Raw genomic sequence first — 12,505 nt, 5'->3', positions numbered from 1 at the left:
TTCATCCTCTATTTTTGAATAATTTTATCCAAACAATTTTTTCTATCTGTACAAAATTTAAATCGAGGTGAATTTTTTATGCTGATGAAATCACAAAAAGGTTTTTCTTTAATAGAAGTGATCGCATCCATTGTATTAATATCCATTATTCTATTAAGCTTTGCTCAACTCTTTATATCTACTAATAAAACTGCTGCAATCAACACTGAAAAGCTAGTTACAGTGAATTTAGCTGACGCTGTATTGGCTAAGCTAAAATCCGAGCCACATCATAAAATTGCAACAAATGATTTAAATGATTACTTCAAAGACTTGCTCGAAATGGATTTAAATGGAAAAACATATTCAATTACTTATACCCCAAGTCAGCATAATAATAAATATGCAAATTCTAATTTTACCGAGAAGGAATTAAACCTAATAAAAGTTGTCGTAACCGTTACTTCTCCAAATGGAAAAACCAAAGGCTCCTCGGAAGGATATGTTTCAATTGAATAAATACATAAAGAATAAGAATGGTTTAACTTTAGTTGAGTTACTTGCAACGATTGTTATTCTAGCAATTGTTTCTACTCTAGTATTTTCAATACTTATGAAAACGATTGAAACAAATCACAACATTCAACAAGAAACTATACTTAGAGACGAAGCAGATCTCATCATTAGTAAATTTATTAAAACCCTCTACTCAACAAATCAAAATCAGATTGTTCGTAATATTAACAATCAATATATAGAAGTAACCAATGATCTTACCAAATGTCAAAAGACTGAGGAAAATGAATGGATTATTAATACCGCATGTGAAAAGACTTTAGAACCTATAGGATTTAAAACAGAAAAAAACATCACCTCCATCTATTTTAAAAGTGAGAAATATAGCGTACAAAACAGTAATATAAAAATTTTGGAAGGCTCAGAAATTAGTGGTGACCCTTCTAACGAATCTATTTACGGAATTGATTTAAAGCTTGAAATTACTAAAAAACGTTCAGGTAATAACCACCCAAAAAAAATGGAATTCAAAAATCAGATTCAACCTATTGTAAATTCGAAATAAAAAATGACAGGGGGTAAATATGTGGGGACTTTTCGAAGAAATGAAAACGGCTATTCATTATTAATGACTTTTGCAGTTATCATTATTTTTGCAGTACTTGGCTGGAGCCTCATAACCTTAACATCAAGCGGTATTACCAAAAACAATACACGCGAGGAAATAGTACAAGCACAGGATTTATCAGATAAAGGTATTGACTATGCAGTGAAAGATATTCAATCTTTTCTAGCAAAAGGCATCAAAGACAATCCAATGGGGAAGACCGAATTTGAAGGATTTCTCGTTAATACTTTGACATCTGCAAAGCTAAGTTGCACACAAGGGATTAAAATCCCTGCAGAAAATAATAACGAGACAACAGTCTGCATAGAAAAAGTCGAACTAGTGTCAAGCGAAGAAAAAGATAGATATAAGCGACTCGTCACATTTAAAAGCACTGGGAGAGTGAACAATAGGGAACATATTACACGTTCACAAATAATAGTTGGAACGGATGCGATTCCAGATCAGTTACGGTATGCGATTTCAACAAATGATGGTGGAAATTTATATTTGCATGGTGGAGTGGAAATTCAAGGGGATATTAAAACAGATGGCCATTTGATATTTTCTGAAAAAGCCCATTGGTTTAGTGGAACTACTGCTATTTGGCAAGAAAGTGTTTATACTCGAATAATCCCTGATTCAAAAAGCGTTACACCAAAGATTATTATGAGAGAATCAGGAAAAAACATTTATCTCGCTAAGAATCCTACTACCTTAAACTATAACTCACATATAGCAGGTAGTCCTAGCTATTTAGATAGCTCAAGGTATACAAAACTCATGCCAACAGGTCCGACTACTAAAAATACGATACAGAACACAATGTTTCTTACAAAGAATTTATCAATACTTACAAAAGACTTACCTGGTGATAACCTCGAAATAGCTGAGAAAATTACACCTCTTTATTCAAATAAAAATTATAAAAAAAATTATCCTTCTGGATTATCTATTAAAACTACCAATCACGAAACATCTAAATTCAAACGCGACGATGTGATATTTGTACATGGAGAAAAGCAAGTACAAGACAGCTGTAAAAAATATATATTGAACATGTGTATAGAATGGAATTATAAAAATATTTTAGATAAAGCTAGTTTGGTTATTGATGGAGCAAAAAATACTATTAAACTCTCTGGTACTTACTACATTAATGGTAATCTTGATATAGTGAATACCCATTTACAAAGTGATGCACTCCTATATGTAGACGGTGATGTGAATATTAAAGAAAGTACTTTAAACGGAATAGATTCTTCTAGTACAATTTTTATTTTTGCAACTGGCAATATTTCAATCAGTAATATTTCTGTTGATAGTAATACACCAAGTGTTATTAAAGGTTTTTTCTATTCTAAACAAAACATGATTATGTATGGGGTAGGTTCTAATATAAATTTACATGGTGGTATTTCTGCTACGAGAACTATTCTAACTGCCGTTCGTGGTGTTAGTAATAATAATAAGTTTGAAAATTCTGCAAGCCAAAAAGAAATAGCACTTGTGAATGGTAATGAAACCCCAAAGAAAAGCTCTAGATTAAAAATAACATACGATGAAAATTTAATCTCTCAATACACTTCCTTCAAACGGGATGAAGAAGAAGAATTTATTACTGAATTGAACGAGCCTGAGACAATTAATCGTAATTGAAATAAGGGTTATTTAGAAAGTCATGTTTACAATGACAATCTAAATAACCCATTTTTTATTTCCGCCAATCGTGATAAACAGTATTACTCTAATTAGTAAATCAAGGGCTGACAAATCAATAAAATTAGACTGCTAATATAACGATCAGAACAGCTACTTTTGAGCCTAACTTCAAATATAATTTCATAGCCTCAATATCTTTACAAATATATATAAAAACAAATACCTAATTACTCATACAATCCCAATACTTTTTATTCATATTTCATATTACAACACAATGGTTATATTTTAATACACCTTCCTAAAAATCGGCTCTTCACCATAACTTGTGGTTGAATTCCGCTCTGCCAGTGTGCTTTCCAGGGGGGCGTCCGATGGCCACTAGGGGCAATAGGATGTTGGTCACGAAGGCGTTATCACAGGACGTGATGCTTTTAGCCTTCGTTCCTCTATGTTGCTCGCTCCAGGGTCTCATCTGTGACGCTTAATCCCCTAGGAGTCACACTGGCGCCGCTCCAGTCAACTACTATTAACAATTAAAAATGTTAACCACATCTTTTGGTGAAGATCCTAAAAAATCATTAATTTCAATAATATGTAATTATTTTAATTACCATTATATTGCCAATTCATTATATAACCTATATAATCAGGTTACATCTACCTATATTATCCTGGAATAATCTTATCAAATCAACTGTCATAGATAGAAAAAACTAGTAGATTGGGGATTAGTTTTGAAGATGCTAAAAAAACGAAAGTAAAGAGAATCTTGCTGCACTACTTACTTCTAGAAAGAGAGTGATTATATTGAAAATAAAGCAGTATAAACTAGGTACTTCTGGATTCTCACTAATAGAAGTCATGGCCTCTATTATTATTCTCTTCTTCATCTTGTTAAGCTTTTTTACATTATTAATAAGCTCTGCAAAGACAATTAATACTTCTGAAACGATTGTAAATTATACGTATCTTGCACAAAAAGAGATGGAAAATGTTTACGAAAAAAGTTCTTCATCTACACTTAACAAATGGGAAGAGATAAAAGATAGTATACCCAGTTTAGGCTATGCATACATTGGTGAAGATTCTGACTATACCATTTTCCAAAAAACTATTGCTGACAAAAAAGCTTACATTTTATTAAAGATTAAAATGCACAAACCTTACGAATACAGCAATTTAACAAACATTATTATAGAAGTTTACGATGAGGAGAAAGATAGACTAAAATCACAAATGGAATCAATTGTATCGTGGGGAGGGTTGTAAAATGAGTAAACTACCAGACCAAAGAGGACTTACACTTATGGAAGTTCTAGCAGCAGTTACAATCACCTCTATTATCAGCGTTCTCATCTATGGAATACTTTTTAATAGTAAAGAGCAATACAACACGCAGACTGAAAAAAATGAACAACTGTCTGACATGTCCTATGCACTAAAAGTGATTACTAAGGATCTTCGAAAATCCGGCACTGCTCCAGAAATCAATCTAAACACCATAAAAATTGGTGAGGAAGAATACGTTTTTAATACTTCACTTAACAGTATTTCTAGAAACGGTGTTGAATTGATTCAGCATATTATAGATTTCAAGATTGAACCTATTACAGAAAATAAATACAAAATACTGATTAAAAATACTCGAGAAAATGTTGATACCGAAATTGTCATAAGGAGTGAACACTAGATGATTAAATCCAAATCGGGAAATTTTTTCTCAAAAAATGAGCAAGGTTACGCCTTATTAATTGTATTACTCGCCTTAGTATTAATATCAGTTTTAGGTATGAGTCTTTTAACAATTTCTAATAACACATTGAAAACTTCAGCAAATGAACGAACTGATCAATCTTTATTTTATATTGCAGAAGCAGGATTAATTGATAGAAAAGCTGCTCTCACCAAAGAAATTAAAGAAGCTTATTCTGATGCAGTTTTAGAATACAAAAAAGAACTAATAGAAAATTCAAAAAAAGATCCTTCTAAACAAATCAAAATAAGTTTTCAAGAAATCTTCAAAGAACGTTTACCAAATTCCGATGCTTCAAAAAAGGAAACTTATACCAATTTTGAGGAGCATTTTTCTAAAAAACCTTTAGCAGAAATTAGTATTCTACAAGAAGAGCAAGATACTAAAATGTTTTATACGATTACATCAACAGGGTCAGTGGAAAATTCAAAAACTTCGCGGTCAGTTTCTCAAAAAATTATTGTTGATCTAAACAGCGCTTCATTTGATGGAAATTCAATAAATGGAAAATATACTGTGTATGCAAGAAATAAAATTGAATATGAATATTACGATATGAAGAATAACGTAATAGGATCAATTGCTTCTGCTACTTATGACCATGTAATTTCACCTGGTTCACAAATTCCTTTAATACATGATCCTAATAATTATGATTCGTTACTTGCTAATAAATATTACGAAAAATTAGCTTTCGATACAAAGAAATTTATAAATGCTACCTATTATCCTAGTAATTCTAACTTAATTAATAATAATAATTTAATAGCAGAGAATTGGGATAAATACAATGATACAACTCTTCAACTAACAGACAATTTAAAGCTCTCTACCTTTTCTTTAAGTAACGGTGGTATGACTTTTACAATTGATGTGGGAAATTCCGACAAAATTCTCTATTTAAAAAAATTGGAACTTAACGGCTATATTAATGTGATTGGCTCTGGAAAATTAACTATCTTTGTAGAGGATGAAATAATATTCGGAAATACATTTTTAAATCAGAAGGGAGCTTCAAATAATTTAAGTATCTATTATGCAGGAAATAAAGAATTAAACTTTTCAAATAATACTTTTGTCACAGCTAATATGTATGTTAAACAGGCTGACCTCACCTATCAGGGAGGTGGAGCATTTAATGGTAAGTTTTATTCTAATGGTGTAGGGACTATCACGCTAGCAGGTGGAATTTTTAATGAATCCGTAGACTTTATCGTTCCAAACTATAATGTAACAATGGGAGGTAGCGCAACTATCAAGGGATCAATAATATGTAATAATTTATACTTACACGGAGATGCCTCAATCATATCAGGAAATAGTAGTTTAGATGACTCAATCACTATCAACGAATCTGCCCCTATAAAATATGAGACACTGATAGAAAAATAATACTTGATACAAATACTACCAAAAATTCTTACAAATAAAAAAACATTTCTATATGATTAATGTATGGATTTTTTCATAAACTTGGTGATATGGAACATAAAACATGCTTCCATATCACCAAGTAAAATGTTCAACAGGTGGACGTTTAAAATTATTGTTGCATCAGCAAATTTAAGTACACTTCATTTCCCACCTCAAACATTTTTTTATATTTACTTAAATTACACAGAAATTACTACATTATATTATTCTTATCTACTAACCTTGTAGTATCATTTTTCACGCAACAACCTACCCGACAACAACATCCCAATTCCACCAATCGTGATAAACAATATGGCTCTTATCAGTAAATCTAATGCTGATAAATCGAAGAATATGAGTTTGACAAAAGCGATGGCTAATATCGCAAAGCCAGTAAGTCGTAGTATACGTAAAAGATGGATGGAGCTAAGCCACAGTGAGGCACTTGCTGCTAGGAACAGTGTAATCGTCGATAAAGCAATACTTAGCTTCCAATCAAGTAGATTGTTATAGGCAAGCTGGGACACAAAGCCCCAAATCGCGATCATGACGAGCACAACCCCTGCACTGACAATCGGGTCCAAAAACTTGGCCATGTGTTCTTCATATATTTGATAGATGCGTCCCTTCATTAGCAAATCCACAACAATTGCCACAATAACAGCCATATAAATGAGCCTTGTCGCTAGGTTTATCCATTCAACACCATGCATATTGTACGGAAGTATCATAAGCATTAGTGTAAAGAAAAGGAAAAACGCCCCGAGTACTGGTGTTAATGCGCGTCCCTTCAACTTCACTGGCACTAAAAGTGATACCGCAAATAGTACAGCCAGCAGTATAGACATGCTATGTGGAATATTGCTAGCGCCGGCAAAATAGGCCGTATCGAGTTTTCCGAAATATGCGAGGAAGTAACCCGCCGTGATAACTGCTAAAAAGTCGACTACATACATATCCTTCATCAGCTTTTCAAATGCATTCAGTGTCTCCTTTGATCGCAACGCATATAGGTAAATGATAATGAGATAGATTCCTGGCAGTAACAAGCTTACATGCGCTATGCTAAAAAACGGAATCGGCTCATGGACCGTATAGCTTACAAATAAAGCGAGTGTGAATAATAGTGAACTAACGACCTTCATCATACTGGCACGGAGTCGCAAGCTGATCATGACACCTGCAAATGTCATGAACGGAAGCAGTAAGTCATCAACTTTTTCCGGCATGTTCATGACAAGTAGCGTATTGCATAAGGTGATAAAAGCGAGTGTTACGGCACTATCAAATGCCTCCTGCCATTTTTGCTTATAGCCATAACTCGCTACAGCTACAAATAAGCTGAGTAACACGAGCAGTAATAACTCATTATAGTCGATGGATCTAATGATTAAATTCATGAGTAATAAACTAAAAGCCCCAAGGCTAAATAGCAATCCTACATGTAGATGTTTCCATGTAGATTCAGGATTGTATAGACGGCACCAACTCAAGAAATAAATCGCGAGTACAATGAGCATACCTACCCCAAAAACAGCTTGGTTGTCACTGTTCATAAACGCTAAAATGCTAACAGCTAGCACAGAGAAAAAGGTCGCTACATACAGAGCAATTTTTTGTTTATGTTGAAGAATAACAAATTGTAATGTTGTAAACAGCACGATCACAAAGCTTAATATTATGACCGGGCTAAAATCCATATATTCTAATAAATATGGCAGTAATAATGAGGTAAAGGCAACAAATAATGTGAGTACCTCATTTTTCTTTAAATAACTAATGGCAATGCCGTAGCCGATATAAATAATGGCAATGACCAGTGCCATTGTTAAACCGAGTACATCGTATAAAATAGCACCAGCTGCTGTGGTTAAAATTCCGATGATAAACGCTCCACCATATAAGGAAATCATGAGGGCTGATGACCCAAGCTTTTTAACCTCCATTACATAAGCTATAACTGCTAAGCTGATGGATAAAATATAGGCGAGGATGATTTTTACCTCGTTCGACAAGTAGCCGTAATCACTTACGAGTTTTAACCCCCACAGTACTCCGAGCACTAAAATAACCATAAATACTTTTGGGAGCGCCCACATAATATGCTCCTCTAATGAACGCTGTGGTTGCACTTTTTTTTCTTGAACTGGTAGTGGTCTAGGTTTTTGTGTTGGTGTTGGTGTTGGTGTTGGTGTTGGTGCTGGTGTTGGTGTTGGTGAAGTTTGCTCTAAGGACTTTCTGGCACTCAGCGTACTTGTCTGTGCAATAGACTGTAACCGCTTCAATGCATCCACTTCTTGTCGCAAATCCACTACTTCTTTTTCTAGTTTCGTGATCCGCTGCTCCACTTCTAGCGACATTCAATCATCCTCCTTGCTATTTCAATTTTCTAACATTATAACACATTCACCTTTATTGTAAAATAACACTTTTGGTGTCATTTGATTATTTTTATCTGTAACTTATTATCTTGGTTTTCGATACATGAGTGCACGTTCACTATCACGGGTGCCTTGTGTAGTAGGGTCAACAATAACACCCATTAAAACGAAAATCGATAATCCTGTATTAATGATGGACGTTAGCTGTTCGCTCATCATACTTGTTAATTCGTAGCCAAAAAGTGCTGCCACTTGCTGTGCGAGTAATAACAGTAAGGACAACAACGCCAATAAAAATGGTTTATGCATTAACCGTATTTTCCAGTTAACTCTCATAAATGCTCACCTCCCCCCTCCCTCACCACAGTATATGCCAGGGGTTACATAGTACATATGCTAAAATGGAGCTTCAAACAGTGTTTTTATAAGCTTACTATGGGCTGTGCTGTCAGTATTGACGGTAGGTCTTGCAGCGTCGGTACAACCCTATTCGACTATATTTATAGTTCTAGCGGCGTTTATTACTGGTCTACCGGCGATTTTCACACTTCTAGCGGCGTTTATCACTGTTCTACCGGCGATTTTCACACTTCTAGCGGCGTTTATCACTGTTCTACCGGCGATTTTCACACTTCTATCAGCGTTTACGAATTAACGACTGTATTGTAACTGTAAAACTAAATGTTTGATATCTAAAAAAGGGAACCCTGCTAAAACAGGAAGTTCCCTTTTATTTCTTAAGATAAAAGTACACCAAACCAAAACTCCAAAATTATTAAAATCCCCCAGCCAATCTAACCGTAATAGACACTTTCACATGTTTCAGCTGCTGGTTCATAAAAACAATGATTTTTAAATTGACCAGTAAAAGGTTGACCGTACCATGTAGGAGGACAGGGAGCATATGGATTAAAATACCAAAGGGCAAATTTCGCTGGATGTTGTCTCCAATAATCCAAATTCTGTTTTGCTAATCTTTTTTCAGTAGACCTCGCTCTTTGATAAAATAAATTCCCTTTTTGAACAGCTTCAAAAGAATAATTTCCTCCTTGCACCTGATAAATAACATCTTCAATTGTTCTTACATCTTGAAAGTCTAAACAATCTGCCACAGCACGATTAACAATTACATTGCCAACATATAACATCCCTTGTTTTCCTTCACCCTCGGCTTCCGCTCTCATCATCCTTGCCATTAAATCAATGTCTGCTTCTCGGTGTTTAACTCTTGGCATTTTTTTCACCCCAAATATATAGTATGAAAAAAAGCCTACATTGATGTCGTTTTTTATACCTTATTCAACTATCCTGTTACGATAGTTGAATACCTCAGATTCAATTTATTTGGATTTAATTTTCCATTCATTGTTGTAACATATGCAAAAAAGCATCCAGAGTGATGTTTACAGCAATTTTCCGTTTTAAATTTTTTAAACAATGAACTTTACGACCAGACATAAAAAACCTCCCTGTATATGTTTCCCTAAACACATTACAAGAGAGGCGCATTCATCCATGTAAACTAAAGCTAACAAATAAAAAAGCCACGTCCAATATAGACATGGCGTAATAAGCATACTTCCATAGTTTTTTATAGAGGGTTTCAGCTATGAACCTCTTCCGTTCAAATGTCGGTATTATTCGTTTGATATAATACATAAAACAAAGGAATACGTCAAAAATATTTTGAGATCAAAGCTTTATTACAAAAACTTCGTATTCAGTGCAGCCATAAATGCTGCGACAATCGATACAATGACTACTAAAATCGGTGCATAAAAGATTAAAAAATCGTGCATCATTTTTACACTCCTTACACATGTGTTTCTTCTTTACCAGATACATAGTCTTTGTTAAAGACAAATAGCTTAAATACTAAATATAAAGAAGGTACAAGCAACACTAAGCCTGCGACAAATGCCACAACGAGTGCTATAGCCATCGCTTCATTTGTAAAACTATCATGAATCGTTAAATACGGATAGAGTAGATATGGATAGTGTGAAATCCCATAGGCAAAGAAGGCGATCGCAAACTGGACGATTAATAAAATGACCGCTAACCCGTATTTTACTTTCGCCCATAATAGCCAAACCGTTGCTAAAAAGACAATGCCGGTTAGCGCAAATAACCAAGATAAATCAACCATTTGGGCATAATGCCAATTCCCAAACGCTTTTAACTCAATGATGATGCCAAGACCACTAACGATAAGGGGAATCGCCCAAGTAAGCGCATATTTACGCATCAATTCACTTGCTTTATGATCTCCTGCTTTTTGTGCGTACCATGTTAAAAAGACAGCTGAGATATACAGTACTGCAATGATACTTAATACAACGATGGACCATGATAATGGACTTGTCAGCAATGCTTTGTAGTCTAAAACTGGCTGATCGCCTTGCATCGTAACAAAGCCACCTTCAGAAATTGTTAGAATGACCGAAAATGCAGCTGGGATAAAAAGACCTGACACCCCATAAGCGAGTGCATAGCCTTTATGTCCGCTCATACCGCTATAAGATTCAAAGGCATAGTAACTACCGCGAATCGCTAGCAAAATAAGCGCAACGGAAGCCGGTACTAATAAAATGGTACCGTAGAAATATGCGGTTTGCGGAAAGAATCCAACAATCCCGACAAAGAAAAAGACTAAAAAGACGTTCGTAATTTCCCATACCGGAGATAAATACCGCTTAATAATGTTTGACACAATATGGTCATTGCCGCGCATTAAACTATAGGCATTAAAAAATCCTGCGCCAAAATCAATCGATGCGACAATCACATAGCCAAATAAGAAGAGCCAAAGTACCGAAATACCTAGTATTTCTAATGCCATACAGAATCACCGCCTTGTCGTGCTGCTAATTCTTTTTCAACCGGGTTGTTTTTAAACATGCGATGTAATACGACTAAACTACCGATTGCCAACACAAAGTAAACAATCGCAAAGGCGATAAATAAATATTCTACGCCGGTAGCACTTGTCGCGCCGTCTTCTGTTCGCATAAGGCCATATAATATCCATGGTTGTCGTCCTAATTCCGCTAACCACCAACCTGCTTCAATCGCTACAAGTGATAATGGACCACTTAAAACAATCAGCACTCGGAACCATTTTGATTCAACCCACTGCCACTTTCTCCATTTCCCTACTATATAAGCAACTGAAAGGAAAATCATCATCATACCGATCGCTACCATGATATCAAAGAAATAGTGGATAATGAATGGTGGTTGTTCGTCTTCTGGATATTGATCTAAGCCAATCACTTGTGCATTGAAATCATTACTAGCTAAAAAGCTTAACATTTTAGGAATGCGGATTTTATACTTGATTTCCCCTTCATCTAGTACACCAAAGAAGATTAAATCTGCCCCTTCTTCTGTTTCAAAATGCCACTCTGCTGCGGCTAGCTTGTCAGGCTGATATTCAGCTAAGTATTTTGCTGAAAAGTCACCAACTAATGCAGAAGCAATAGAGAAAATAACACCTAATTTCATCATCATAAATAATGCTTTTTTGTGATACACATGGTCTTCGCCGCGCAATAGCTTATACGCTGCAATCGCCGCTAAAATAAATGCGACCGTCATATAACTTGTTACTAGTACATGCCCGATTTTTGTCGGCATGGCCGGTGTAAACATCGCTAAAAATGGTTGAATATTGATGAGCTCGCCATCGACGATATCAAACCCTTGCGGTGCATTCATAAAGGCATTGACAATCGTAATAAAAACGGCTGACATTGATGCCCCTATTGCTACAGGAATGAGCAATAATATATGATTTTTTGGATTCTTAAATCGATCCCATGTGTATAAATAGATTCCTAAGAAAATCGCCTCAAAGAAGAATGCGAATGTTTCCATGAATAGCGGTAGTGCAATAACTTGCCCTGCTAATTCCATAAACTCTGGCCACAGTAACGATAGCTGTAAGCCGATGACTGTACCTGTTACGACACCGACTGCGACTGTAATCGTAAAGCCACGCGCCCAACGTCTTGCCATCATCGTGTAGTGCATATCATTTTTCTTATAGCCTACATATTGAGCAATTAAAATCATTAACGGCACACCCACACCGAGTGTTGCAAAAATAATATGGAAAGATAACGTTAATTCGGTTAATGCCCTACTCCAAAAGACAGTTGCCTCTTCCATCTGGACTCACTCCTA

13 protein-coding genes and 1 riboswitch are annotated in these 12,505 nt (G+C 35.1%); of the genes, 7 read left to right on the top strand and 6 right to left on the bottom strand.

What is annotated here, in order from left to right; translation table 11 throughout:
* The first annotated feature begins 78 nt into the window (after positions 1-78).
* From ACQKII_RS16300 to ACQKII_RS16275, 6 genes are all read left to right on the top strand, one after another.
* Complete coding sequence (locus tag ACQKII_RS16300) at positions 79-498, top strand: type IV pilus modification PilV family protein (protein WP_427460973.1); 420 nt, start codon at positions 79-81, stop codon at positions 496-498.
* On the top strand, positions 491-1,060 hold the full coding sequence (locus ACQKII_RS16295; RefSeq protein WP_427460971.1) for a type II secretion system protein: 570 nt from the start codon (positions 491-493) through the stop codon (positions 1,058-1,060). Before ACQKII_RS16300 ends, ACQKII_RS16295 begins: the two co-directional genes overlap by 8 nt.
* A gap of 21 nt (positions 1,061-1,081) precedes the next feature.
* Positions 1,082-2,761: a DUF7305 domain-containing protein gene (locus tag ACQKII_RS16290; protein WP_427460969.1), complete on the top strand. Its 1,680-nt coding sequence runs from the start codon at positions 1,082-1,084 to the stop codon at positions 2,759-2,761.
* 813 nt (positions 2,762-3,574) lie between these two features.
* Positions 3,575-4,036, top strand: a complete 462-nt coding sequence (locus ACQKII_RS16285; protein WP_427460967.1) for a type IV pilus modification PilV family protein — start codon at positions 3,575-3,577, stop codon at positions 4,034-4,036.
* A gap of 1 nt (position 4,037) precedes the next feature.
* Positions 4,038-4,457, top strand: a complete 420-nt coding sequence (locus ACQKII_RS16280; RefSeq protein ID WP_427460965.1) for a PilW family protein — start codon at positions 4,038-4,040, stop codon at positions 4,455-4,457.
* A complete protein-coding gene (locus ACQKII_RS16275; protein WP_427460963.1) occupies positions 4,458-5,912 on the top strand; it encodes a hypothetical protein in 1,455 nt (484 codons plus the stop codon).
* A 272-nt stretch (positions 5,913-6,184) separates the two neighbouring features.
* Here ACQKII_RS16275 and ACQKII_RS16270 read toward each other — a convergent pair whose 3' ends face one another.
* Both ACQKII_RS16270 and ACQKII_RS16265 read right to left on the bottom strand, forming a co-directional pair.
* Positions 6,185-8,296 carry a DUF2339 domain-containing protein gene (locus ACQKII_RS16270; protein WP_427460961.1) on the bottom strand — a complete coding sequence of 704 codons (2,112 nt, stop codon included), beginning with the start codon at positions 8,294-8,296 and terminating at the stop codon, positions 6,185-6,187.
* Positions 8,297-8,401: 105 nt separating this feature from the next.
* Positions 8,402-8,653: a phage holin gene (locus ACQKII_RS16265; RefSeq protein ID WP_427460959.1), complete on the bottom strand. Its 252-nt coding sequence runs from the start codon at positions 8,651-8,653 to the stop codon at positions 8,402-8,404.
* 118 nt (positions 8,654-8,771) lie between these two features.
* Between ACQKII_RS16265 and ACQKII_RS16260 the strand changes: the two genes are divergently transcribed.
* Positions 8,772-8,972: a hypothetical protein gene (locus ACQKII_RS16260; RefSeq protein WP_427460957.1), complete on the top strand. Its 201-nt coding sequence runs from the start codon at positions 8,772-8,774 to the stop codon at positions 8,970-8,972.
* A 139-nt stretch (positions 8,973-9,111) separates the two neighbouring features.
* Here the strand turns inward: ACQKII_RS16260 and ACQKII_RS16255 are convergent, their stop codons facing one another.
* From ACQKII_RS16255 to ACQKII_RS16240, 4 genes are all read right to left on the bottom strand, one after another.
* Complete coding sequence (locus tag ACQKII_RS16255; protein ID WP_427460955.1) at positions 9,112-9,552, bottom strand: cell wall hydrolase; 441 nt, start codon at positions 9,550-9,552, stop codon at positions 9,112-9,114.
* Positions 9,553-9,894: 342 nt separating this feature from the next.
* A riboswitch (PreQ1 riboswitch) is annotated at positions 9,895-9,941 on the bottom strand.
* Between the two features lie 79 nt (positions 9,942-10,020).
* The gene (cydS, locus tag ACQKII_RS16250) at positions 10,021-10,116 is read right to left on the bottom strand and encodes a cytochrome bd oxidase small subunit CydS (RefSeq protein WP_427461101.1); all 96 of its coding nucleotides are present in this window, start codon (positions 10,114-10,116) and stop codon (positions 10,021-10,023) included.
* Positions 10,117-10,130: 14 nt separating this feature from the next.
* On the bottom strand, positions 10,131-11,159 hold the full coding sequence (locus ACQKII_RS16245) for a cytochrome d ubiquinol oxidase subunit II (RefSeq protein ID WP_427460953.1): 1,029 nt from the start codon (positions 11,157-11,159) through the stop codon (positions 10,131-10,133).
* On the bottom strand, positions 11,150-12,490 hold the full coding sequence (locus tag ACQKII_RS16240) for a cytochrome ubiquinol oxidase subunit I (protein ID WP_427460951.1): 1,341 nt from the start codon (positions 12,488-12,490) through the stop codon (positions 11,150-11,152). The genes ACQKII_RS16245 and ACQKII_RS16240 overlap by 10 nt, the downstream gene beginning before the upstream one ends.
* Positions 12,491-12,505 lie beyond the last annotated feature (15 nt).

The sequence above is a fragment of the Lysinibacillus sp. NPDC048646 genome (genome assembly GCF_050272295.1).
In the GTDB taxonomy this organism is placed as follows: Bacteria; Bacillota; Bacilli; order Bacillales_A; family Planococcaceae; genus Lysinibacillus.
This window is presented reverse-complemented; position numbering and strand designations above follow the sequence as displayed.

Coding starts and splice junctions, on each gene's coding strand:
- ACQKII_RS16265 (WP_427460959.1), bottom strand. CDS start 8,653: ATGAGAGTTAACTGGAAAATACGGTTAATGCATAAACCATTTTTATTG.
- ACQKII_RS16240 (WP_427460951.1), bottom strand. CDS start 12,490: ATGGAAGAGGCAACTGTCTTTTGGAGTAGGGCATTAACCGAATTAACG.
- cydS (WP_427461101.1), bottom strand. CDS start 10,116: ATGCACGATTTTTTAATCTTTTATGCACCGATTTTAGTAGTCATTGTA.
- ACQKII_RS16275 (WP_427460963.1), top strand. CDS start 4,458: ATGATTAAATCCAAATCGGGAAATTTTTTCTCAAAAAATGAGCAAGGT.
- ACQKII_RS16255 (WP_427460955.1), bottom strand. CDS start 9,552: ATGCCAAGAGTTAAACACCGAGAAGCAGACATTGATTTAATGGCAAGG.
- ACQKII_RS16300 (WP_427460973.1), top strand. CDS start 79: ATGCTGATGAAATCACAAAAAGGTTTTTCTTTAATAGAAGTGATCGCA.
- ACQKII_RS16280 (WP_427460965.1), top strand. CDS start 4,038: ATGAGTAAACTACCAGACCAAAGAGGACTTACACTTATGGAAGTTCTA.
- ACQKII_RS16245 (WP_427460953.1), bottom strand. CDS start 11,159: ATGGCATTAGAAATACTAGGTATTTCGGTACTTTGGCTCTTCTTATTT.
- ACQKII_RS16270 (WP_427460961.1), bottom strand. CDS start 8,296: ATGTCGCTAGAAGTGGAGCAGCGGATCACGAAACTAGAAAAAGAAGTA.